This is a genomic window from Indolivaga capnocytophagoides, assembly GCF_036511535.1.
GTDB classification, from domain to species: domain Bacteria; phylum Bacteroidota; class Bacteroidia; order Bacteroidales; family Dysgonomonadaceae; genus Dysgonomonas_A; species Dysgonomonas_A capnocytophagoides.
Genome location: NZ_AP028867.1, coordinates 2,164,499 through 2,189,748, shown reverse-complemented (window position 1 = coordinate 2,189,748; position 25,250 = coordinate 2,164,499). Strand labels below are relative to the sequence as shown.

Annotated in this window: 13 protein-coding genes; 5 read left to right on the top strand and 8 right to left on the bottom strand. The window is 37.1% G+C overall.

Features of this window, described 5'->3' with window-relative positions; translation table 11 throughout:
* Window positions 1–588: 588 nt before the first annotated feature.
* From AABJ51_RS08980 to AABJ51_RS08970, 3 genes are read left to right on the top strand one after another with little or no spacing between them, the layout of a single operon-like run.
* Window positions 589–2,235: an ATP-binding cassette domain-containing protein gene (locus AABJ51_RS08980; protein ID WP_338375684.1), complete on the top strand. Its 1,647-nt coding sequence runs from the start codon at window positions 589–591 to the stop codon at window positions 2,233–2,235.
* The gene (locus tag AABJ51_RS08975) at window positions 2,228–3,826 is read left to right on the top strand and encodes an ATP-binding cassette domain-containing protein (protein WP_338375682.1); all 1,599 of its coding nucleotides are present in this window, start codon (window positions 2,228–2,230) and stop codon (window positions 3,824–3,826) included. Before AABJ51_RS08980 ends, AABJ51_RS08975 begins: the two co-directional genes overlap by 8 nt.
* A 31-nt stretch (window positions 3,827–3,857) precedes the next feature.
* Window positions 3,858–4,844: an acyl-ACP desaturase gene (locus AABJ51_RS08970; protein ID WP_338375680.1), complete on the top strand. Its 987-nt coding sequence runs from the start codon at window positions 3,858–3,860 to the stop codon at window positions 4,842–4,844.
* A gap of 61 nt (window positions 4,845–4,905) precedes the next feature.
* Here the strand turns inward: AABJ51_RS08970 and AABJ51_RS08965 are convergent, their stop codons facing one another.
* The 6 genes from AABJ51_RS08965 to AABJ51_RS08940 form a co-directional block, all read right to left on the bottom strand.
* Complete coding sequence (locus tag AABJ51_RS08965) at window positions 4,906–6,399, bottom strand: glycoside hydrolase family 125 protein (RefSeq protein WP_338375679.1); 1,494 nt, start codon at window positions 6,397–6,399, stop codon at window positions 4,906–4,908.
* A gap of 35 nt (window positions 6,400–6,434) precedes the next feature.
* The gene (locus tag AABJ51_RS08960) at window positions 6,435–7,631 is read right to left on the bottom strand and encodes a glycoside hydrolase family 76 protein (RefSeq protein ID WP_338375678.1); all 1,197 of its coding nucleotides are present in this window, start codon (window positions 7,629–7,631) and stop codon (window positions 6,435–6,437) included.
* Window positions 7,632–7,810: 179 nt separating this feature from the next.
* Window positions 7,811–8,971: a glycoside hydrolase family 76 protein gene (locus AABJ51_RS08955; RefSeq protein ID WP_338375676.1), complete on the bottom strand. Its 1,161-nt coding sequence runs from the start codon at window positions 8,969–8,971 to the stop codon at window positions 7,811–7,813.
* An 85-nt stretch (window positions 8,972–9,056) separates the two neighbouring features.
* Window positions 9,057–10,187: a SusE domain-containing protein gene (locus tag AABJ51_RS08950; protein WP_246037399.1), complete on the bottom strand. Its 1,131-nt coding sequence runs from the start codon at window positions 10,185–10,187 to the stop codon at window positions 9,057–9,059.
* Window positions 10,188–10,230: 43 nt separating this feature from the next.
* Entirely contained in the window at window positions 10,231–11,856 is a 1,626-nt protein-coding gene (locus tag AABJ51_RS08945) for a RagB/SusD family nutrient uptake outer membrane protein (RefSeq protein WP_338375671.1), read from the bottom strand.
* A gap of 19 nt (window positions 11,857–11,875) precedes the next feature.
* Entirely contained in the window at window positions 11,876–14,995 is a 3,120-nt protein-coding gene (locus AABJ51_RS08940; RefSeq protein ID WP_026625827.1) for a SusC/RagA family TonB-linked outer membrane protein, read from the bottom strand.
* 403 nt (window positions 14,996–15,398) lie between these two features.
* Here AABJ51_RS08940 and AABJ51_RS08935 point away from each other — a divergent pair, with 403 nt between their 5' ends.
* On the top strand, window positions 15,399–19,481 hold the full coding sequence (locus AABJ51_RS08935) for a hybrid sensor histidine kinase/response regulator transcription factor (protein WP_338375669.1): 4,083 nt from the start codon (window positions 15,399–15,401) through the stop codon (window positions 19,479–19,481).
* A gap of 387 nt (window positions 19,482–19,868) precedes the next feature.
* Window positions 19,869–22,223: a DUF5686 family protein gene (locus tag AABJ51_RS08930; RefSeq protein ID WP_338375667.1), complete on the top strand. Its 2,355-nt coding sequence runs from the start codon at window positions 19,869–19,871 to the stop codon at window positions 22,221–22,223.
* 148 nt (window positions 22,224–22,371) lie between these two features.
* On the opposite strand, the gene AABJ51_RS08925 is transcribed toward AABJ51_RS08930, so the two are convergent.
* On the bottom strand, window positions 22,372–23,640 hold the full coding sequence (locus AABJ51_RS08925; RefSeq protein ID WP_338375665.1) for a histidine phosphatase family protein: 1,269 nt from the start codon (window positions 23,638–23,640) through the stop codon (window positions 22,372–22,374).
* A gap of 113 nt (window positions 23,641–23,753) precedes the next feature.
* On the bottom strand, window positions 23,754–25,217 hold the full coding sequence (locus AABJ51_RS08920) for a RagB/SusD family nutrient uptake outer membrane protein (protein ID WP_338375663.1): 1,464 nt from the start codon (window positions 25,215–25,217) through the stop codon (window positions 23,754–23,756).
* Window positions 25,218–25,250 lie beyond the last annotated feature (33 nt).

Below are 25,250 nucleotides of genomic sequence, written 5' to 3'. Positions count from 1 at the left end.
ATATTTCAATGAAAGATACATGGTAACCACTTTGTGACAAAAGGATAATGAAAAACCGCATAGTATATAGATGTATAATACTAGAGCCGGTTATGAACTTTAATCTGATTAATGAGCATAAAATAGTTATATTTGTTTTTAATAAGGTCTCAGACCTATTTATTAAAACAGGAAATTCGTTTGCGGTTTTTGTGTAGAGCCCACAGAGGTTTTTACCTTTTTTATCTTTAGAGAAAGAAGTTATAATTTACTTCCGCCCTTTCGGTAGTTACAAGTTATAAGAGAAAAAAGTATCATCTGATAGAATACAATTTGGATGTAACTTTTGTTACCTTTTTTCTTTGGGATGAAAATTGAAAACAGAGTTTATAATAAGTAACAGAAAGTATTTAATGACGAGTTTTAAAGCGATGGCCAGCTGTCGCTGTTATGCTTGAAAAGTCAATAAATAGGTCTGTGGCCTTAAAAGAAGCTGTACCCGAAAAGGTCTCATCTGAAAAGTGAACACAACGCTTGTTACTTTTGTTACCTTTTGCGTTAAGCTGCTATTTATAGCTGCATTAGAAAACAGAAAAATAACTAATATCAATGAGTTCAAATCAGGAGAATGCATCCCGATGGCTGGGCAAAAAGATTGCGGAGGCCAAAGGTGCATATATTTCAGCTTCGGCATTTACTATTTTAAGCGCAGGCTGTTTTGTCATTTTTTGCTGGTATTTATCCGAATTCGCAGCTTCGTGGCTGAACGAAGGAGTGATTTTGCCTAATACTCTGTTATTTGCATTGTTATTCCTTACCGGAAGATACCTCCTGGCTCATTTTGCTTCGTTGTTCAATTATAATGCAGGGAATATTATTGTTTCCAAAATAAAAAAGGAACTTTACCCCATATTACTCAATAACAGTAAACAAGATTCTGTGTCGAGCACTTTACTTGTTACCAGAGTCAGTGATGACCTCAAACCATTCTATGCTTTTTTTATCCCCTATGCGATGGCTTCGGTTATGGTCAGTTCATTTTTATTGGTGATCTGCTTTTGGGTGGAAAAATGGGTTGCTCTAGCACTCATGGTTTCACTGGTGGTTATTCCTATGCAGATGATTGTTATCGGTTTAGGGGCAGAATCGCTTCATAAGAAACATATCAACCTTTTCTTAAAATATTCGGCTGTATTTTATAACAGATTGCAAACCATTGCTGAAATTGTCAATCTGGATAATTTAAAACCTCAATACCGTTTTTTATCGAAAAAAAGTAAAGAGTTGAACAATGCAACTACCAATGTGATGAGAGTTGCTATTTTATCGTCAGCCGTACTTGAATTATTTGTCACTATTTGTATAGCCTTTATTGCCATTTATTTGGGAATGAGTCTTCTTGGAATTATGACAGGGCCTAATTATGGAAAAGGGTATGATTTTAGGATGGCTTTGTTTCTTTTGACTCTGGCTCCTTATTTCTTTTTTTATCTGAGGAAGTTTGTGAGTGCCTATCATGATAGGAATAAGGCTCTTGCATCAGCAAAACTAATAATCCCGATTCTGAATGATGCTGTTCGTATGCAGCATTTGGATACAGATGCAGCTCTTCGTGATATTGAAATAAACGGCTTGAATTTTGCTTATCCCGATTCTCCGGTAAAAGTCCTGCATAATATCAATCTGAAACTACCAATTAAAGGTTTGGTTCTGGTAAAAGGTATTTCAGGCTCTGGAAAATCGACTCTGTTGAAACTCTGTACAGGAAGTTTATTTGCTCAGGAAGGTTTGATTTCGGTAAACGGAAAAAGCAATGAATGGTCTCATCAATGGCTGAGGGTGAACTCTTCGTACATGAATCAGTTTCCCTTCATATTTGATGGAACGCTGAGATATAATGTTTTCCTCGATCTTAATAATACTTCGGAAGATGTTTATCCTGAGTTTTTAGATAAAATTCTTGCTAAGAAAGAAGATCGCTGGCAAGCTCAACTGAGTCATAATGGAAAACAGCTGTCGGGAGGAGAAAAGCAATTAGTGACTCTTGCCCGTATGATGCTTCATCCAAGACCAATAGCTATTCTGGATGAGCCTACGGCAAATCTGGATGAAGATACAGTTGGAATAATCATTCCGCAGATCATGAAGCTGGCTGAAAATAAACTGGTAATTGTCGCCTCGCATGAGAAAATGTTCGATGCGGTTGCAGATTCAATTATAAACTTAAATTGGGGAGAGCAGATGCAATATGAATAAGTTTATTGTAAAATATATATTCAAGCCATTAGAAGGCAGATGGCTTAGGGGTGGTTTTTTATTGTTGCTCTGGACAATTGCATTCATAGCCCTGCCCGCTATATCCGGATGGTTTCTGGCAATCTGTAGTGTGGTATTTATAACTGCAAATACATTGTTCCCTTATTTGGTACCTTCTGCTGTTATCAGATTACTTGCATTGTTACGTACAGCTACGAGATATTTTGAACGGCTTGAAAATCATAAGACCACGCTCGATGCTCAGCAAAGCCTGCAATTGAGAATCTTTAAATCCGTTGCAAATTTTCCTTATTTCAAAAAACAGGTTAATAATAACTCCGCATTGCTTGAAAATAGCACGTATGGTATAGATCAGATTCTGAATCATATTCTTTTGTGGATTCTACCGTTTGCCACTCTGATAATTTCACTAAGTATCTACTTTTTCTTTCTGATTGTATTTTCTCATGTTATAGCTTTAGAGTTTTTAGTTTCATCGGCTATACTGCTGTTTATAGTTCCTCAGTTGATTTTCAGAAAAAACAGGACGTTATATGAAAAACTGAAATCGCAGCGAGAAGAGAATAATCAGGAACTTATTCAAAGTTTCAGAGGGCGTATAGAGATTTCCAAATATAATATGGAAGGAAAAGCTATCGATCAATACGAGCAAAGACTATTGAGCCTCGAACGATCAGAGAATAAATTACAGACTAATTCTTTTACTCTTCAGCTTATTGCGGGATTGGGAGTCAGCTATATTGCTGCGTTCCTTCTTTGGGATTCGAGTAATTACAGTGTTAGTGCCCCAATGGCAATCGGAATTTTTTTCGGAATTATGGCTCAGGCAGAATTAGCCGAAATGCTCTTTTCGGGAAAGTCTGAAAAAAGCTCAGTCAGAAATCAGATTAAGGATCTTGATTCGATAATTGAGCAAGGCGATCAGCCTGTTGACAGTGTACGCGTGGCTTCCCGTCTTGAATCTGTAAGTTTAAAGAATATAAGTGCAAAAATTCCGGAAACGCATATAGAAACAGCAGAAATTTCATTGGATATAAAGAAAGGTGATTGGATTGCTCTTTATGGCGAAACCGGGAAAGGAAAGACTACTTTGTTGAATAGCCTTTTTTATCCAGAGTACAGAAAGAATGGCCTGCTGATATGGAATGGAGATACTGAATTGAGACATTTGCCTGTTCCTGAATGTATTTATGTAACCCAGAAGGCTTATCTGCTTACCGGAACATTGCGTGAAAATTTCGAAGGCTATTCTGATGATGACATAGAAGAAGCCTTGCAAATAGTCGATTTGGAAAGCTGGCGTTTGTCTCTTCCCGATGGTCTATCCACTTGGCTGGGTGAAAACGGTGAAACCTTGAGCGGTGGGCAGCGTAAAAAGTTGTTATTGGCACAGGCTCTCCTGAAAAAGCCTCAGTTATTGGTGGTGGATGAACCGACAGCCGGGATAAGTTCAGAAAATGCAATTGCCATTTTTGAGAATATCAAGAGCAAGTATCCTGATGTGTCCATTCTGATGGCTACTCATCTCAAAGATTTTGAGAGTGTAGTAGATCGAATTATTAATCTTTAGTTATAGAAAGTCTTTAAAGAAGCATATATTTATGTCTATAAAAAATATTCGTTTGGAAGTTATGCGCTTCCTTGAAAAAAATGTCGATACTTTTATCGAGCAATATTTAGTCCCGATTGAAAAAATCTGGCAGCCAACTGATTATTTACCTAATTCACAGAAAGAAACTTTCTTTGAAGATGTCAAGGAGTTACGCGAACTGGCTAAAGAACTGCCTTATGATTTTTGGGTGGTATTGGTTGGTGATACCATTACCGAAGAAGCCTTGCCTACGTACGAGTCATGGCTAATGGAGGTTGAAGGTGTTGATAATATGGAACGTAATGGCTGGTCGAGATGGGTAAGGCATTGGACAAGTGAGGAAAACCGGCATGGAGATTTATTGAACAAATATTTATATCTGTCGGGGAGGGTAAATATGAGAGAAATTGAAATAACAACCCAGCACCTTATAAGTGATGGCTTTGATATAGGCACAGGGCGAGATCCATATAAAAATTTCGTATATACAAGTTTTCAGGAGTTGGCGACATTTATTTCTCATAGCCGTGTTGCCGAATTGGCAAAAAAAATAGGAGATGATAAATTATCCCGGATGTGTAAGAGGATTGCCAGTGACGAGATGAGGCATCATTATGCATACAGTGAGTTTGTGAAGAATATATTCGAAGTAGACCCGAGTGAAATGATGCTCGCTTTCCAGTATATGATGAAACAGAAAGTAGTTATGCCTGCGCATTTTCTAAGAGAATCGGGTCAAAAAATAAGCAGTGCGTTCGAGCATTTTTCTAATGCCGCTCAACGAATGGGTGTTTACACGGCCTCCGATTATGTTGATATTATGCAGAAGCTTATCGATAAATGGCAGATTGACAAATTGTCGGGATTGACTGACGAGGCTGAACGTGCCCGTGATTTTCTGATGAAATTACCTTCACGAATGGCTAAGATTTCCGAACGATTGACAGTTCCTGTTGATTCTTATATCTTTAAATGGGTACAACCTGCGGTGAAGTAAGACATAATAGGAGGGAATTTGTTATATATTACTAAATTCCCTCCTAATTGCTTTTTTCAGATTATTCGATACTGTTCAACAGATCGGTTTTGCCATCATTTACAAGTTTCAGGATAAGTTCACCGAATAAGGTGTTCTGCCAAGCAAACCACGAACGGGTAAACTTCTCAGGGTTATCTTTGTTGAATGATTCGTGAATGAAACCTGTGCCTGCATCAGTATCCATTACCATTTTGATACAAGCTTTTATTTCTTCATCATCTTGACTGGTAAATGCTTTCATCATTAAACTCATCGGCCATACCATGTCATATCCGATGTGAGGTCCTCCGATACCTTCTCCTGCTTTACCTTTGAAAAAGTAAGGGTTGTCAAGGCTCCACACGTACTTACGGGTATTTTGGTATATTGGGTCATTTACAGACACATCACCCAAATATGGCATAGCCAGCAAACTGGGGACATTGGCATCATCCATCAAAAATTTAGTACCGAAACCATCCACTTCATAAGCATAGATTGTTCCGTATTTAGGATGTTCATAGGTCGCATGCTCTTTTAAGGCTGATTCTACTTCATTTGCAAGATCAGTACATTCTTGAGCCAACTTTGTATCTTTATTGACTTTAGTCAGTATTTCGGCTGCTTTACGTAATGATGTAACTGCAAAAAAGTTAGAGGGTACAAGGTACAATAATGTTGTAGCATCATCAGAGGGGCGGAATGCCGAAGCGATAAGACCAACCGGTTTTACAGGAGCTCCCCATCCGTCGTTTATCATTGTGTCTGTGGCTTTTTCTGCACGACGTTGAAATCTGTATGGGCCAAGATTATCTTTACGTTGTTGTTCTTTGAATGTCTTCAGTACATTCTTTATTGCGCTCATCCAAATATCATCGAATACACTGGTGTCACCCGTTACAGTCCAATAGTAATATGCCAGACGTAGCGGATAGCAAAGGGAATCTATTTCCCACTTGCGTTCATGCAGTTCAGGTTTCATATCTGTTTGGTCTGTCTGCCATTGATGATCAGGATTGGGATCATGAGGATCAAGAAATGCGTTGGCGTAAGGATCTATAACAATACATTTAAATTGACGGCGAATTGTTCCTGCGAGCATCTTTCTCAGTTTTTCGTCTTTAGTTGCCAGCTGAACGTAAGGCCAGACCTGAGCTCCGGAATCCCGCAGCCACATAGCATGAATATCACCCGTATATACAACAGTATCATCCTTACCGTCTATCGTATAATACCGAACGGTAGTATCCAATGTATTCGGGAAACAGTTTTCGAACATCCATGCCAGTTTTCTATTTGTTATAACTTTTTTGATTCGTTCTATTTCTTTTTCTACTGCATTCGATTTAAATAAACGTTCTCCCGGTGCAGGTCTGTTTGTTACGGAGTAATCGGGAATAACCTCTTCCGCCATTTTTCTTGATACTGCTGTATTATCACTTGGATGCACTTTTATATCCATAGAGGCAAACGTGTTTCCTCCTGAAAGAAGCATAAGAGCCAAAGCATAAATGCTGACATGTTTTTTTTTCATATTTTACTTATTTGAGTATTTGTTGGTATTCAATCTTATTTGGTGTTTTTTATCTCAGCCAGCCGTCCATAGAATTCTACAAATGCGGCTTGTGTCAGCAACCATTTTTTGTCGTCTTTTTTCTCTCCTGTCCAATCGGTGCTGAATAAGCCTTTTTCGTCACGCATATGAGTCCATGCGTATTCGAGGTTTTTACGGAACGCATTGATGTATACATCATTTTTGTCCAGATTATATAATTCGATATAACCTCGGAACATTACAGCTATAAACCAGACATCGCTTTTCTTCAATAATCTGAATTCTTCTCCTTCGGATGTTTTAAAATCCGTAAAGAAATAGTTATAACCTGATTTGGCTATATTCTGAGCATCTGTCAGATAGTCTTTGTTTTTGGTCAGTTTATATAGTAAAGCCGAAGCCTGTAGCATTTGTCCGCTGTTGTATGGATATTTAGCTTTGTCGACCTTACCTTCCATATTAATATTATCGAAGTACAAATAATCTTCGGTATCCTGAAGGTTTTTTTTCGTCCATTCATATAGCTTTTTTCCCTGATAAAAATAGCTGCTGTCATTTGTTGCTTCAAACAGTTTCAAGGCGTATACTGCTCCCGGAGCATTCGAGCATGTATTCTTTCCGGATTTCTTTTGTTCGCACCAATAAATACCTCCGCCCAGTTTGTCATCGGTTCCGCTTTCGATAAATTTCCATATCATTTTTGCTTTGTCGAGGTATGATTGTTGTTTGGTCTGCATATAGATATCGGTAAAATCAATTCCTAACCATACATTGTCATCATAAAAACGATCCGATTCGGGAGCCGAATTTATGTACGAAGCATATGCTGCTGGTTGTCTTTTTGTATCTAAGTACTCTTCAAGTCCTGGTAGAACTCTGTTATCCAATACCTTTTTATTATAGACTGTGTCTCCGGCTGCAATTAATACATTTATAGCGGAAAATGTTCCCGAATACGGCCATAAATATGAGTATGCATTAGGTACATTTGCTTGTTCCGCAGATGCCAGATAAGTAGCTGTATGAGCCGAATCGAGAGGGTAGGTTTCCGTGAGTAGATTAGAGCCTTCTACCGAATAATACTTATACAAAGAATCTAGTGTTTGCTGAGCTCTTAACCGATCCGTATTTTCTTCATGAACTGATTTTGTTGCACAAGCCACAGATAGAAATAGAAATAGAAGCGGAAATATTCTGTTTGCTTTATTCATGTCCGATGTTTGATTTAAGTTATTATAAAAATATTAAGTAACAATAAGTACTTTACTTATCGTAGCGTCACTGACTGTTACGTACATAACGTAGTTCAACGGGATAACTGTTCGTCTTTTTCAGGGAAGAATAGAGAAGATGTTGTCAATCTCTCTATTCTTCTTTACATTAGAAGTAATTACTTCTGAGATGTATTCCATTTTTCATATGCGGCTTTGGCTTCTATGAGCATACATCCGCTGGCCTGTGACGTTAGTTGGGTAAAGCTAACTGGTGCAGAATCCCAAGAAGTTCCAAATAGCAAGTTATTATCATAAGTCCCCTTTTTATATACACCCGAAGACCAAAGTTCATATGCATTATTATTAAAGAAGGTGATAAACTTATGCTTATAAGCATCATCAAAGTCATTTACTTTGATAAGTTCAAAAAAGTAACGCATAAATATACCTTTAAATAAACCATTATCGCCACTTCCTTCATCTCTTAATACATTACTGCTCGAATTGATCAGGGTTGAAACTGTATAGTTGGCAGCTTTTTTTGCATCATTCAAATATATAATCTCTTTTGTCAAATTATACAGTTCGACTCCGGCTCCTACATAAGTTCCCTGATTGTAGGTGAGAGCCGTACCGGAAACTGTTCCGGTTTCGACATTGATATTATCCTTAACTTCTCCTGTCGAAGAATTTACCAGAGTTTGCTTCTCCCAATCATATATTTTTTTTGCCCATTCGAGATCGGATTCGTCATTGGTTATCTGATACATCCGGGCTCCGATAATAGCTGCCGGTCCGTTGGAACAAGCATTCTTCGTAAATGCTTCCCATGATCCTGTGCACCATCTGATACCGCCGCCTACGTCTTCAGACCAAGCATCTTTAATCCATGTCCATAATTGTTTGGCTGTATCAAGATACTTTTCATCTTTAGTCGCATTATAAATCCGAATCATAGTCAATGCATTCCATTCCATATCGTCTACATAAGCATTCTCATAAGTATTGCCGTTTTTTATTTTGATTCCGGCTAACCACTTATCGAAGTAAGCACTGTATTTACTGTCTCCTGTACGCAGATAGGCATCCACCAGTACGTCCATTGCATGGGCGTTGGGCCAATAGTGAAAAGTCAAATCTTTACTGTCATTTCCATAATTGAAATAATTATCGGTTTCATTCCAAAATTTATTGATCAGGGCAGTTGACGAACTATCAGCTGCAGCATTCCAGTCGTATTCTATCTGGCTTCCGTAGGAATATTCATCTTTAGGATCATTACAAGATGATAACGCCATAACAGCCAAAGCTATGCTGCCGAATATTATATTTTTCATAGGCTTCATGTTCTATTTATATCTCAGAAAGTATGACCCTGATTAAGAAACAGGGTCATTACTCCTGATTATTATTCATTTTTTATCAAAGAGAAACTTCGTGAGTATAGGTATCCCCTGTCATTTTAACAGTGAGAGTTACGGTTTTACCATTGAAATCATTTGCAAATTTCCATTTATGATCCCATTGAGAAACCGAAGTGTATATCGCTAGATTGTAATAACTGGCTGTTCCGGAAGGTTTACCGTCTTCTCCGGCATTAGCTGGTCCCCAATCTTCCAATGCTTCAACACCTTTTAAATCTTTGGTTATTACTCTGAACTTGTATCGTTCGTCTCCTCCCCATGATTCAACTTTAAAGTTTACAGGTCCTGCACCTTTCCACACACCTTTACCTTCGTAAGCAAGTTTCCACTCCGTTTTATTCGTCGGACAGAACCAATAACCAACCTCTTCTATCTTAACAGGACTTGAAGCCGAAGCAGACCCGAAGTCAATCTTTATACGATAAACACCATCTAATGTATTGGCTACGGCATCCGATCCTTCTTTAAGTTTGCTATTTTCGTCAATATAATATGAAGCAGGACTTCCTGATTTAGAGTCAACGAATGTATATGAAGCACCCGATACTAATTTTACATAGATTTCGTATTCTCCATCACCTATACGATGCAAAGGCAATGCATTAGCCAAATCGCTACCAGCTTCGGTACCTGCACCTGTAATATAAACTTGCCCTGGATCTTCAAGCCCTTCTATTCTTGTAACAGTTAAGGAACTACTCATTTTACTTATTTTGGGATTGATACCTCTCGAGGAGGCTACAGCCCATGAAAGAGTTATTGTTTCCCCGGGTTCGGCTCCTGCCAAAGCTGCAATTTTGTTCAGAATCTTATGAGAAATATCTGCGCCATTAGAATATCCGTTGAGATCTGATGATAAGATATACAGAGGACTTGAAAAATCACCTCCGGCTTTGTCAAAGTAAACTTCGTATAAAGCGGCTCCACCATCTTGAGCTAATGCCGGTTCCCAAGAAAAATAAAGGGATCCGCTTGATGTTAGATTTATGGCTTTACCATCTGTCGGCTCATATAATTTGGTAACTTCCGACACTTCTGCATTTTTAAATTCCATGTCATCGCTTCCGCAGGCTGTCATTAGTATTAAAAGAGGAAGCAGTATACATATCTTATTAAATATCTTCTTCATGATAATTATGTTTTTCTGTTTAGTTGTCTTTATTTTAGATTTATTATTCCGAATATCCGGAATTGTTAGGCTTTAAATTCGGATTTTTAACTATTTCCTCAAGGGGTACCGACCATAGATAATCTTTACCCTCATTAAACTTTCGTCCATCCAATGAGATAAAAGCCGTATTGTTATTTGCAAATTTTGCTCCGTGTACTGTTCCATTCAGGTATTTGGTTCCTTCTTTCCATCTAACGATGTCGTAGTAACGTAAACCTTCAAAAACTAATTCGGTACGGCGTTCGCGATGAATCAACTCACGCATCTCTGTCGTTGATAGAGTCGAAGGATAAGTTAGTGCACTTGCAGCTGTAAATCCTGCACGTTCACGTATTTTGCGGATTGTTTCATTCCAAACGGACTGGCTCATTTTATTTTGTTCAAACATGGCTTCTGCATACATTAATAGTACATCTGCATAACGGAACATGATTATATTATTTTCCTGAGCGTAATCAGACAAAATTTTTCTTGATGCCGGATCGTAATATTTGCGGATGTAGTATCCTGTTACAGATTTATTAGAAGTAACACCTTCCCACGAGTCTTTTGTACCTGTACCATAGGCTGTACGTATTGTGGAAACGGTACCATTTTGGTCAACCCATTTAAATCCATCATAAACCACACTTGCTGTAAAACGAGGATCTCTGTTTATATAAGGGAACTCTGCACTGTAAGCCGGGTCTTTACTGATTGTATATCCGTTTACAGTAAGATAATCATCGACCAATTCTTGAACAGGGGCGCAAGAATTTAAAAATGCCCCTTGAGTCATAGGTACACGTGAATACATTTCTGCCCAAGACCGATTTGCTGTAGCATAACCGTAATCAAGTATCACTTCTTTATTGTATTTATTCTCGGAGCGGAACAGGGTTTCATAGTCGGCAAAGAGATCATAAGTACCATAGGTGCCTTGTTCGTTGATCAGCATGCTTGTATATTTTTCGACCATTGCCCAATTATTTTCATACAGATATGCACGAGCCTGAAAAGCTACTGCCGCTGCATTAGTTATTCGTCCCTTGTTTGTTGCTCCATCTTTTGTCGGCAGCAGTTTGATTATATCATCCAATTCATCATGAACGAAAGTGAGTACTGTTGCTTTTGGTGTACGGGATATGACCTTGGCTTCTGATAAAGAAATGTCTTGAGTGAAGAACGGAATATCTCCATAGAAATAAGCCAAGCGGAAGAACAAGAATGCTCTGATAAACCTGATTTCGGCTTTTCTTGTATCTCTCAGGCTTGTACTCATATCAGGAACACGATCAATATTCTCAAGGTATTTGTGACAAGTTTTTATTCCTTCGTAAGCCCATTTCCATTCACTTGCAAACAACCCTAAAGAAGGCGTAGCCAATCCATTACGGATCTTACGGGGGTCATTATCATCTCTGGCTTGAATAACATTATCACTCAAAGCCTCATCATTCCAGAGCTTAGAGGCTCCGTACATTTGGCTGTATGCCATATTCACCAACAGTTCGGAGTTGTCGGCCGATTGCCAGTATGTATCATCAGTATGCTTATCCGATGGGCTCTGATCCAAGTCATTACATGCGGCAAGCAAAAGAGATCCGATACATAAAGCCATATATTTTATTATGTGTTTTCTTTTCATCTTTGTTTGTTTCTGTTTGTTAGAATTCTATATCCAATCCAAATCCAAAGTATCTCAGGGTAGGATAGTTACGGGCACTATTTGCAGAGCCCCCCATATTTGCATCAAATTCAGACGATTCGGGATCTATCCAAGAGTTTTTACTCAAGGTAAATAAATTCTGGGCATTCACATAGGCGCGTACTTTCGAAAGAGACAGCTTATTGGTTAAGGTTTTAGGTACAGTATAGCCTAGTTGTATATTTTTTAGTCTAAGGTATTTGCCGTCAAACTTATTTATTTCAGAACCTTGTCCGTAGTTGTTGGTATTTGATGCTGATCCGATTGCCGCCAAGCGAGGATATTTTGCATCGGTATTAGTAGGTGTCCAGTAATCTAGCTGATGCTTATAAATCGTATAAGAATAGTTTGAGTGGAATGGCTCAACTAATTCACCACGTACCATCATATCTCTTTTGCCAACCCCTTGCAGAAAGAATCCAAAGTCAAACCCTTTCCATTCTACATTGTACGAAAAACCAAATGTATAACGAGGAAATCCGTTGCCTAATACATAACGGTCTTTCTCATCAATAATACCATCGCCATTCCTGTCTACGTATTTAACATCACCGGGACGTAAATCCGAAGCTGAAATTCCCGAGGGCAGAGCAGATGTTTGTATTTCATCCATTGTCTGAAAGAATCCGTCTGTCTTATATCCATAATAAGAGCGAAAAGGCAAGCCTACTTCTTTCAGAATATAATATTCATTGGCAGATGATATCTCTCGGCCACCAACCAGTTTGGTTACTTTATTCTGGGTATCTCCTAAGTTTCCACTAAAACTATGAGAAAAATCTCCAGTCTTGAGGTAATAGTTCAATGTAATTTCCCATCCATGATTTTTCATTTCTCCAATATTTTCGGAGCTGAGAGAAGTTCCGAATACAGTTGGAACCTGAGGAGCCAGCAATATATCGGACGTTGTTTTATGGAAATAATCAAAAGTACCGGAAAGAGCTCCGTTCAGGAATGAGAAGTCTGCACCCACATTGAATGTTTTTGATTTTTCCCATTTCAGATTTTCGTTGCCGTATTTATAACCTGCTCCTCCTACGGTTTCGTTATCAAATACATATGTGTTTGTCGTAACCGAGTAGGTTGTGAGTGTTTGATATGAATCGATATTTTGATTTCCTAAGACTCCGTACGAACCTCTCAGTTTTAGATCTCCAATCTTGGTTTTATAAAAGTCCATGAAAGATTCGTCTGAAATACGCCAGCCTAATGACATAGATGGAAAGAAGCCCCAGCGGTTGTTTTTAGCAAATTTAGAAGATCCATCTTCACGGAAGCTGAATTCGGCATAGTATTTATCTTCATAGTTGTAAGATGCACGTCCTAAAACAGATGTTATACTTTCTTTCTTCCGTCCCTCTAAAGATGTACTTCCCGATTTTGGACTTTCGGTCGGAATTCCCAATATAGGATCTGTATTTATGAATTTAACTTCATTTGTTTTGAATGTGTACGATTCATTAGTTGCGCCGAACAAAAGTGACAGGTTATGCGATTTATTGAATGTTTTCTGATAATCCGCTAAAAGCTGGTAATTCATCAAACGTTTGTTCTCATTATAATCTTCTGTGTTTCTATCGGCGTTCATGATCATATCAGCAGTTGTATTATTTTCGTTATTATACAACTTAACTTCTTTCCTTCTGATGAAACGGTGATATGAATATATGTCTGCTCCGATAATTCCTTTCAATTTCAAACCATCAATAATTTTTACTTCCAGATTTACATTTGCATTTATATAGTCGGTATTTCCTTTTTCATATCCGCCTTCTTTTAATCCTGCCAATGGGTTCTGATCAGTCAATAAACTATTCACAAGGTATTTTCCATTATCGGCCTGCATTTTAGTCCAATAATAAGACGGAATACGTGAAGAGTTGATAATAGCATTTCCATCTACATTTTTCTTACCATCGTCCCTGGTATATGCCAAAATAGAAGTTAATTTAAGACGTCCAACCTCTGTTGTTATATTTGAGCGTAGGTTGTACCGTTGTTTTCCATATTTAGGGCCTATAAAATTACTTTCCTGATCGAAATAACCGGCAGAGAACATATAGGTCGTAGATTCACTACCACCGGATATACTCATATTATAGGATTGTTGAAGTGCCGATTGCATAATTTTGTCATAGTTCCAGTATTCTTCATTCCTGTGATTATACAAATCAAGAACTTCTTTAGGTGAATACATTGCACTCTGACCGACATTTGTCAAGGATAGATTTTTCAGTATTGCATTTTGATATCCTGCCACGGGGCGGTATAAAATATCAGGATCTTGTACTCCCATCTGCATACCTAAGCGAACGATGGAGCGTTGATTCTTCTTTCCCGTCTTGGTTGTAACCAAAATAACACCATTAGAAGAACGCGATCCGTAAATTGCAGCTGTTCCTGCATCTTTCAGTACCGAAATGTTTTCAATGTCTCCGGGATTCAGCTTATTTAAACTGGCATTGTCTGTTACCAATCCGTCAATAACTATCAGAGGCGAGTTACTATTCATCGTGGATAGTCCTCTGATGTTTATATTCATGCTATTATCATTGGGATCCATGCTGCGCTGCTGTATTGTCAAACTGGGAGAAGCTCCTTGTAATGCTTGTGTAACATTGGCTACAGGACGTTCTTCTATCATTTTCGATTTAACCTGATCAACAGCTCCAATAGCATTTTTACGAGTGGTGGTACCGTATCCTATCACTATAATTTCATCTAAGACTTTAGAATCTTCAGACAGGGTAATAAGGATACTGTTTTTGTTGCCGACAGTTATTTCCTGAGACGTGAATCCCATATAGGAAATATCCAGAATATCTGAGCTCTTGGCATCGATAGAGAAGTTTCCGTCAATATCGGAGACAGCTCCTTTGGCTGTTCCTTTAACCTTAATTATGGCTCCGATCAGTGGTTCTCCATCCTTGTCCTTAACAGTGCCTCGCACCGGTCTGTCGGATGTTTGCTGAGCCCCATTCTGATTATTTTTTTCTGCATACACGTATATAGGGGTATTCACAGATATGAATCCGCATAATATGCAGGCAAAAATTGTTTTGTACTTTCCTTTAATCATACGATGGTTCTTAGATTTAATTTAGTTTGGTTTCTTGTAGGTGGAATTTTGCTTTAAAACCTCTGTTTTCCTTTTAAGAACAGTTTTTAAGTTCTGTTCGTTTTTTTTATTTAAAAGATGTTTTATTAAAAACAGCAAAATACATTAGTGTAAAAAAAAAAATCTCTACTTATCATTTCTCATGTGGTACGGTTTCATGGTTATTATTTCATATTTATTCAACAGGAAACAAATGTAATCTTTGTTTTATTAGATGATAAAAAGTATGAGGTGTAGATTATGCTTATGTCTCATATTTATATAACAATGTCGCAAATAAATACTTCTTGTAGTCTTGTTTTAATGCGGTTTAATCGGGGTGTGAGGCGTTTAATTCTTATATTTGTCGCAAATAAATACTGTCATGCGGGAATTTAATACTAGCAGTTCAGGTGTTAGAATGTCAGGTATTCTAGGATGCCTTTTTCTTTTTCTTTATTCATTTGTATCTGATGCAACTAATATTCGTCAAATAACAAATCAGGATGGATTATCCAATAGTGCCATCCTTTCTATTCTTCAAGATAGCGAAGGATATGTTTGGTTTGGTACTTGTGATGGGTTAAATTTATTTAATGGACTCAATGTCCAGGTATATAAACCGACCGAAGATAACCGCAATTTATCAGGAAATCTGATAGAGGGGATTCTGGAAGCCGAAGATAATGTGCTTTGGATACATACAAACTATGGACTGAACAGGCTTGATAAGAAAAAGTGGAAACTTTCGGTTTTCAATCAATTCAAGGGGCTTTATTTTATTGAAAAGGATAATAAGAATACAATATTTATAATCAATCAGGACAAAAGTATATTCTATTATAATAAAACAGACGGTTTATTCAAAAAAATAGATGTTCCCGATATTTCATACCGTGATATAATAAGCTTTACAATAACATCAGAAGACCAAATTCACATTTTTACAAATGATGGACGGAATCTTTGTTTTGCGATTAACCGATTAGCTGACGGAAATGTTACATTGTCTAAAAAAAACGCTTTTAGCCACCCAGCCAAACTAATTTATTGTTTTCATGAGAAAAATAACCCTGACATAATTTATTTCATAGACGATACGGATACTTTATATGAGTACAATTTTATAACTAAGAAAAAGTATTACATATACAATTTAGGTAAGGAAATAAACAATAAAGGGCTTATATCTTCTATCATAAAATATCATGACGATTATTTTATCGGATTTAAAACAAATGGCCTTCTGCAATTAAAAAACACAAGTGACAAAGTTGATAATTATCAGGTAGAAGATGCCGGGATTAAGTCCGGTGTATTTTGCTTGGCAAAAGACAGGTATCAGGATCTCATATGGATCGGAACGGATGGACATGGTGTTTATATGTACTCTAATGATATATACACGATGCGTTCATATACTTTTCTCAACTTTGGATTCAAAATAGATAAACCCGTGAGAGCTCTCTTTATGGATCAGAATAATGGCCTCTGGGTAGGGACTAAAGGTGATGGGATCGCTCTTATTAATAATTTCTCTATAGATAAAAATTTCTCGAAAGAAAATATCGAATATATTAATGCAGAGAACAGCAGCTTAACAGACAATTCAATTTACAGCTTTGAGAAGAGCAGGCATAATCTTTTGTGGATAGGTGCTGAACTGGGGCTGAATTATTATTCATTTTCTGAAAAGAAGGTCAATACTCTGCATTTCCAGGCAGGAGGACAGCCTGTAAAATATATACACGGAATATGTGAACTGAACGATTCTACTCTCTGGATCTCTACCGTGGGAACGGGTATTATTAAAGCTCATCTGAAATGGAATAATAACATACCCTTAGTAACAAAGGCTGAGAGGTTGACTATTTATGATGGCAGTGATTTTTATAATTATTTTTTCTCGATATATAAAGATCCGGACAATTCTAAAATATGGTTTGGAAACAGAGGATATGGGGCTTATTTTGTTACACCGGATGAGAATAAACTTCATAATGTTAATTTCGATAATCTGTGTACTAATCAGACTGTAAATGATATATATGCAATACAGCGGGATTCCCATAATAATATCTGGTTCGGAACGAGTTTTGGGCTAGTTAAGCAAAGTCCCGACGGCATATCCCAACTACTAAATCAACGTGATGGACTGCCCAATAATACTGTTCATACAATTTTGTCAGATGCTGATGATAATCTTTGGCTTAGTACTAACCGGGGGATAGTAAAGTTTAATACAATATTGAATACTTTCCAAACTTATAATCAGCATAATGGACTCCAAATCACAGAATTTAGTGATGGTGCTGCATTCAAAGACAGCAAAACAAATAATATGTATTTTGGCGGTATTAATGGTTTTATTGTAATTTCTGAAACAGGTCTGCCTCAGCAAGAATTTTCGCCGCCTATATACTTCGGTGATTTATTTATTTTCGGAAATAAAGAGAATCTCCATGATTATGTAGTAACAAATGAAAATCAGGAAATACTAAAGCTTACATATAAACAAAATTTCTTTTCGTTGTCGTTCACTGCTCTCGATTATATCAATGGAAATGATTACAATTATTATTATCAGCTCGAAGGTCTCAGTAAACAATGGATAGATAATGGTTCGTCCAATACCGTATTTTTTACTAGTATTCCTCCTGGAGAATATGTCCTTCATGCCAAATATAAAAACAAACTGACAGGTGTCGAAAGTCAGGAATACTCTCTTTCTATACTTATCTCTCCGCCTTGGTATATGTCGTGGTGGGCATACCTTATATACATTATACTAATTCAGATATGCGTTGGTTTTGCAATCAGAACTATATATGTACGTAATTACAGGAAAAAAAAGAATGCAATGCGGAAGCTGCAACAGCAACATATAGAAGAAGTACACGAATCGAAACTTCGTTTTTTCACAAATATTGCACATGAATTCTGTACTCCTTTAACTCTTATACATGGTCCGTGCAGTCATATATTGACATACTCGGGAGCTGATAACTATATACGAAAAAATACATTGCTGATACAGCGTAATGCCGAGCGGATGAATGATCTTATTCAAAATTTAATAGATTTCCGAAGGCTGGAGACCGGTAATCAATTACCCATTGTACAGGAAATAGATGTAGCTGTTCTTATTTCCGATATCAGTGATTCATTCGGAGATCTGGCTAATTCACGGAATATAAAACTCAAGAAAGATATTCAGAGTCATTTGCAATGGAACTCAGATCGGAATTTTTTATATACGATAGTTTCAAATCTCATATCCAATGCCTTTAAATATACCTATGATTATGGATGCGTAGATGTAGAGGTCTATGAAGAAAATGGAGACTTGTATCTTATTATAACTAATACGGGTAAAGGGATAGAAGAAGAAAATCTGATCAAGATTTTCGATAGATATATGATATTAGATGATTTCGAGAATCAAAATAAAACGAAAGGCAGTTCGCGTAATGGATTAGGATTGGCTATATCCTATAATATGGTGAAGTTACTAAATGGAACAATAGAGGTTGAGAGTGTTATGGATGAAAAAACAACATTTGTTGTTTGTCTTCCACCATTAGATATAACCGAAATAGACGAAAGTCTGAAAATAAAGCAATCATTACCCGAAATAAAGCCTGTATCTGATCATGAGACAATAATAGAATTGCCTAAATATACTTTTGATCAGGCTAAGCGTTCATTGCTTATCATCGAAGATGATGTTGAAATACTGTGGTTTATCTGCGAAATTTTCAAAGAGGAATATAATGTAATTCCGGTAAATAATCCAATGACTACTACGGATGTTCTGCTCGAAATTCAACCCGATATTATTATCTGTGATGTGATGATGCCCGAAATAGACGGAATCACTTTGGCTAAAGGTTTTAAAAGTGATAAGAAAACCGCACATATCCCTCTGATTCTGATTTCAGCAAAACATTCTACTGAAGAGCAAATAGAAGGTCTGGCAACAGGAGCACAGATGTATATAGGCAAACCTTTTGATCCGGATTATCTGAAAGCCTCAGTCAGAACGCTTTTATCCGGAAAAGAGAATCTGAAAAATTATTTGGATTCGCCAATAAGTGCATTTGTTCTCCAGCAGGGGAAGCTGACTCACAAAGAACATATTAAATTCATAACCGATATATTCGATATTATCAATAAAAATATAAATGAACCCAAATTATCGGCTCAATTTATTGCCCGTGAACTCAATATGAGTCCGAGGCATATGTATCGAAAGTTGAACGAGATAGGAAGCGAAAGTCCTTCGGAAATGATCAAAGAGAGCCGGATGCATATTGCCAAAAAGCTTTTATTGAATAGTCAAATGACCATAGATGAGATTATTTACAAGTCGGGATTTTCCAATAGAGCTACATTTTTCCGGCTTTTTGCCCAGAAATACGGATGTACACCGAAAGATTACAGAGAACAGAATACAGATATAAAGTAATAGATGTTGAATACATAGAGAGGACAAATCGTTGTTTACTTAACCTGTAGTCTATTTCAATATACTTTCTAGTACGATATCTCATACGTGATAGTTGATATTTTCTGTACTTTTAGCTTATTCCTATATTCACTCGGTGAGAATCTGAATACTCTCAGTTCAGAGTCTGAATATTGAGTGTAATACATCTGAATGAGTGTTTTCTTTTTGTCTGCATTAATTTAAGTACATTTCTGTTTCGTTTTAGGCTTAATATTAAGATATTTGTATTCGTATTACAAAAAATGAGGAAGTGTATTTCCGTTACAAACCGGATGCCGGATTAACTCTGCTCTGGGTTTTCTTGATTTTATGTGGAGTTATAGGTTATTTAAAGACTTTTTGTAGATGAATGTACATAGTGTATTAAAATCTCTATTTATTCTTTTGGTTTTGTTTTTAGGAAATAACGTAGAAGCATCGGTTATCAAAGGAAAAATAACCGATACAGAAGGTAATCCTATAGTTGCGAGCATTCATATATCGACATTGAAGGTAGGGGCTTTCAGCAATACTGATGGATATTATGAGCTTAATATATCATCCGGCATACATGATATAGATTTTCTGTATCCCGGTTATAGAACTAAAAATATTCATCTTGAGGTTAAGGAAGATACTGCTTATGTGGCTGATATAATAATGGATAAAGCGATATTCAGTATTCCTCAAAATGTGAAAGATAAAAAGAATGATCAATCGGGCTTAAATAAGATAGCTCAAATTGTTCAACAGGAGATATATAACAGAAATGTATTGAAGAATGTAAAAGCCGAAATATATTCGAAAGGGACTGCCAATACTCAAAAAGTATATCCAATACTTCGAAAAGCAATTAGGTATACTCCTTTTTCTTTTTTGGCTACATGCTCTAATGTATTTACTGAATATATCGATAGTACAGAATATACCTATCCTGATCAATTTACAAGGAAGGTTGATGATATCAATGGAAATATACCAAATCCGGAGGTATTTGTGAAAGTCCTGGATGAGATGAGAGGGGCTTTATTTTTATCAAAGGATCAGTTGTTTATTACTCCGTTTACGGTCAATACTTTAAAATTCTACCGTTATTATTATGAGGGTTCAACAGTTAATGATAAAGGAGATCTTATAAGTAAAATCCGAGTTAGTTCGAAATATGACGATGCTGCTCTTTTTAACGGATATGTGTATATCAATGAACATGATTGGATAATAGAACAGATAGATATAAGTAATCTGTTTTATGCGATTCGTGTATCTTGGATGAAAGTGAATGATAAGAATATTTATCTTCCCGGTACTGTAATGGTCAAAAACAAGGTTAAAGTAGAAGGTATTAATCTGGATTTTAACCTTTATTCTACGAACAGATATATTCAGATAACACTATTGGATAAAGAGTCTCCCGTTGTTCAATACAAGCCTTTTAATGCAATTGATACATATATTAGTCCGGGGTTTCGAAAAGATTCTGCTTTTTGGGCTAATAGGCGTCATTTTCCGCTGGTCAAGAGTGACAATTATACTTTGTCTATTCAGGATTCGATTGCTTCAGAAACAAAGAATGCGGGAAAAAACAAATCGTCATTGAAACAAATATTTTCTAAAAAACAGATTAGTACAAATTCGGGCAATGGAATATTAACATTTAGTGGACTATCTTTATCGCTCCCCGAGTATAACTTTGTTGATGGATTCGTAATCGGGCAGCATATCTACTATAAACTAAATACAGGGGAGGATAGAAGTTATGAGGTAAATCCTTATGTATATTATTTAACCGGTAGACATCGGTTTAATGGAGGGGTGGATCTTATTCGCAATTATAGCAGAGGACAAATTACTTTATCGGTCGGGACGGAATCTGCAGACTTTAATCCCTTGGGAAACAGAACCGGTAATACATTATCGTCAATCTTATGGGGAAAAAACAATAGTTTTTTCTATGAAAATAACTTCGTGAAAATAAATAATGATGTCTTTTTTAATAACACCATAAAGCTAATAACTGGCTTTACTTTACAAAAAAGGAACGGGTTGGAAAATAGTACCGACTTTTCTCTTTTAGGCAATAAAGAAGATATAAAGCCTAATATGTACAGTAATGCCGTTTTTGATAAGACAGCATATTGGCTGGGATTGGAATATTCGCCCGATAATAAAACTACTTTTCGGGCGGAATACGAAGAAGCCTTTGGCCGCTGGCAAAGAGATAATTCAAGATATCGCAAAATAAAAGCCTTTGTCAATAGGCAAAAAACTTTAGATATATTCAGCGCATACCAGTATTTTTTTGAAGCCGGAACATTTTTAGGAAGCAATAATGCCCATTTTGCAGACTATAACCATTTTAATGCCTCAGATTCGTATGTAAGTGCAGGCTCTCCTTTTGCATCATATATGCTGTTGGATAGTTACAAGGCTTCAACAGATGATTTTTGGCTTGATTTTAAAATAAATTATACGAATAAATATTTGCTGATTAAAAAAATACCGTTCTTTCAGGCATTTCCATTCACCGAAAGTGTACATTTTAAATCTCTATATACACCACAGATTAAGCATCATATTGAATTTGGTTATTCTGTGAACTTCACCCATCATATAAATTTCGGAATCTTCTGTTCTGTTAATGATCATAATAATTTTGAAAAAGTGGCTTTGAGGTTTTCTTATAACTTACAAGCTTTTAAAGCTGAACTGCCTAAGTTTTGATGAGCCTTTTTGCCATTTATACCCATCTTTGTACATCTGAATTGAACAAGTGTGAATATAGTTAATGAATATGTTCTTTTTTTAATCGATAGTAGAAACGGTGTGTCAGAAGATGTGACAATTTTTGACACACTGTCTCTACTCTAAATTATTTTAGTAAGCCCGAATAAAAGTTCTCGACGTCTTTCCATTTATAGAAAGGGGGGATATCACTTTTGACAGGAGTTATAAGAACTTCTTTTTCGTTATGAAGAAATTTGACGAGTATATCATCCGAGCCTGACTTTCTGTAAAATACAATTTGAATATTACTTGCCATGGGAACTGTCTTAAAATTGCTCCAGACTTTATAGAAATCAGTGGTATTAGAAATGCTCTCATAACAATTCTGAACATGCATCAACGCCAGTAGCGGAATAAGATTGCCATCGTGTCCAAAACGTAATGTCGCTCCTTTACCTTTTGATTGAATAACGTCGTCTGCCTTATCCATAATATCCTTTAATAGAGGATTTATCATTCTGATAGTCGCTCCTGCGCTTTTAGACGAAGGTCCGTCAACTACATAATTATGATAATTCTTACATTGCCAGATATCGAATAGTTCTTCCGTTGTAAAAATGTCATAGAATGATACATTTACCTCCATATTTTGTACACTGCCGGCTATCTCTCCCAATGCTTTCATTAATGCAGATGGATTCACTTTTTCAGTGATAAAAGTTTTGTCTGAAAATAAAGAGTTCACAAGTCTTTCAGGTTTTATATGGCTTTCTTCGAATTTGCGGTATTCTTCGCGCCAGGTATCTTTGGCCGACCTGAAGGTTTCGGCTTCCGGACTGTATGGCGGGCATATATCGGGCATATGTCGATGACTGGCATTGCGGCTTATATTTAATCCGGGATTAAGTTCTTTCAACCGCTCGCAAAAAGCATCCATACTTAGTATACAGCGTGTAACTAAAGTAGATCGTGCCGAAATATCTAGATTACTATCAAATATCTGAGGATACGAATTGTACATACGCTCGGCAATTCCCCGATGTTGTCTGACTCCAAGCGGAGACAAGTCTCCACCTCTGCCTCTGGCTTCTTCCCATACTTGCTTCAGTCTACCGAGAACATCTTCACCTAAGGGTGTTAATGCTCTTGCAGCAGATGCACTTTCTAATAACTCAAGTGGCCATTTATACTCATCGTCATTGATGAGATACCGAGATCCGTGCCGTCCGAAGTGACTAATGTAAAAAGCTTCGTATCCTTTCGGCGGAGCAGTGTAATTCTCACCTTTAAAAGGATAGGCATATAATACTCCGCCTGACTTTTGGGGTGTTTCGGTTATCTCCTGCAAAGAGGTTTGTGCAGACACTGTAATTAATGGAACACATAATACAAACAAAGCTAAGATTTTTCTCATATTTTATTCTGATTTTAAGGTCGCAGACCTATTTATTTATTGTTCAAATCTGGTACTCATTTATAAATATAAACAAGTACCAGATAAAAATATATAATTAAAGTTGTGTATCCTTACTTCAGATTGGGGTTCAGGTCTTTTTGTGCTTGTGGAATCGGATAAAATTCCGATTCGCCCTTTTTAAATCCTGGTAGCGTACCTTCAGCTTTCCCTGTACGGACAAGATCATAGAAACGCTCACCCCATTCGCAAGCCAGTTCAACCCTTCTTTCTTCCAGAATCTGATCTACAGTAACATTTGCAAGCAAAGGCATCTTGGCTCTTGTTCTTACCAGATTGAAAGGAATATCACCGTTCTGTCCTTTTCTAACTTTGGCCTCGGCATTCAGAAGCAAGATATCAGCATATCTGAATATCCGGATATTATTCCCCAGCCCATATTCAGTTTTGCCCTCGGGCAGCTGGTCGCTTGGCAGATATGTTTTACCATTAAATACACGATCTTCACCTCCCGCCAAAGTCGCAGGTTTCAGTTCATCACCTTCTTTTGTCGTGGTTCCTGCATAAAGGAATGTCGTTTCGAAGCGTATCGTTTCTCCTCTGTCCTTAAACAATTTTTCGAGAGAGGCCGAGGGCACCATGAAGCCCCAGCCTCTTCCCATTTTAGTACCTTGAAAACCATTGCGCGGTCCTTGGAATCTGAACCATGTATCTGATTTAATTTCGGTACTTCCTACTAATCCATATTGTAATTCAAATAGGTTTTCATTTGAAAGACATCCCGGTTTCTTAAAATAGTCGTAAAAATCAGGATAAAGTTCGAACTTATTACTTGCTATGATTTCATTAGTTGCATCTAATACAGCATCCCAATTATTCAAATCCGAATTTGCCTTGGCTTTCAGTGTAAGTGCAGTATACTTTGTAACCTGCCCTTTTATCGGCATTTCATTAGGACGCAAAGCAGGTAGATTAGCAGCACAAAAATCTAATTCATTATTCATAAAGGCATAAATATCCGCACGGGATGTAACTCCTAATGATCCTAAGACATCCGAGTTATCTGTCACTAATAAAATATCTCCCCAGAACCGGACTATATTAAAATAAGCATAAGCCCTGATAAAGCGTACTTCGGCCTGATACTGAGCATTCAGTTTTCGGTCGGTATCTGTTTTCACATGTTCATTATACCTTTCGAGATCGACCAGAGCCGAATTGCAATTCAGTACCATATTGTATAAGCCGGTCCATGCTCCATTCAGGGCGGCATATCCGCCGAGTTGATTGTATTCGAAGGTTTTAGCAAATGTCAGTTCTCCCTGATCGGATGAGGCAGACCCTTTATCCGTATCGTCTCCTCTGACAGCCACAAGCCCGAATCGCTGCCACGAACTGAATCCCGATCCTGTTCTGGCACGTGCATAAATCCCAATGACAGGCAAACTCATGTTTTCGGTAAGGGCATAATTGACATCCTCAACCGGTACTTTGTTTTCCGGTTCTTTGTCCAGAAAATCGTTACAGCTACTTAATAAAAACGCAGCGGATAAAATATAATATATGTATGATTTCATAATTTATTTCTTAATAAAATAGTTGTTAATGCC

Bases quoted from the DNA above. Each gene is read 5' to 3' on its own strand.
- AABJ51_RS08980 (WP_338375684.1), top strand. From the start codon at position 589: ATGAGTTCAAATCAGGAGAATGCATCCCGATGGCTGGGCAAAAAGATT.
- AABJ51_RS08975 (WP_338375682.1), top strand. From the start codon at position 2,228: ATGAATAAGTTTATTGTAAAATATATATTCAAGCCATTAGAAGGCAGA.
- AABJ51_RS08970 (WP_338375680.1), top strand. From the start codon at position 3,858: ATGTCTATAAAAAATATTCGTTTGGAAGTTATGCGCTTCCTTGAAAAA.
- AABJ51_RS08965 (WP_338375679.1), bottom strand. From the start codon at position 6,399: ATGAAAAAAAAACATGTCAGCATTTATGCTTTGGCTCTTATGCTTCTT.
- AABJ51_RS08960 (WP_338375678.1), bottom strand. From the start codon at position 7,631: ATGAATAAAGCAAACAGAATATTTCCGCTTCTATTTCTATTTCTATCT.
- AABJ51_RS08955 (WP_338375676.1), bottom strand. From the start codon at position 8,971: ATGAAAAATATAATATTCGGCAGCATAGCTTTGGCTGTTATGGCGTTA.
- AABJ51_RS08950 (WP_246037399.1), bottom strand. From the start codon at position 10,187: ATGAAGAAGATATTTAATAAGATATGTATACTGCTTCCTCTTTTAATA.
- AABJ51_RS08945 (WP_338375671.1), bottom strand. From the start codon at position 11,856: ATGAAAAGAAAACACATAATAAAATATATGGCTTTATGTATCGGATCT.
- AABJ51_RS08940 (WP_026625827.1), bottom strand. From the start codon at position 14,995: ATGATTAAAGGAAAGTACAAAACAATTTTTGCCTGCATATTATGCGGA.
- AABJ51_RS08935 (WP_338375669.1), top strand. From the start codon at position 15,399: ATGCGGGAATTTAATACTAGCAGTTCAGGTGTTAGAATGTCAGGTATT.
- AABJ51_RS08930 (WP_338375667.1), top strand. From the start codon at position 19,869: ATGAATGTACATAGTGTATTAAAATCTCTATTTATTCTTTTGGTTTTG.
- AABJ51_RS08925 (WP_338375665.1), bottom strand. From the start codon at position 23,640: ATGAGAAAAATCTTAGCTTTGTTTGTATTATGTGTTCCATTAATTACA.
- AABJ51_RS08920 (WP_338375663.1), bottom strand. From the start codon at position 25,217: ATGAAATCATACATATATTATATTTTATCCGCTGCGTTTTTATTAAGT.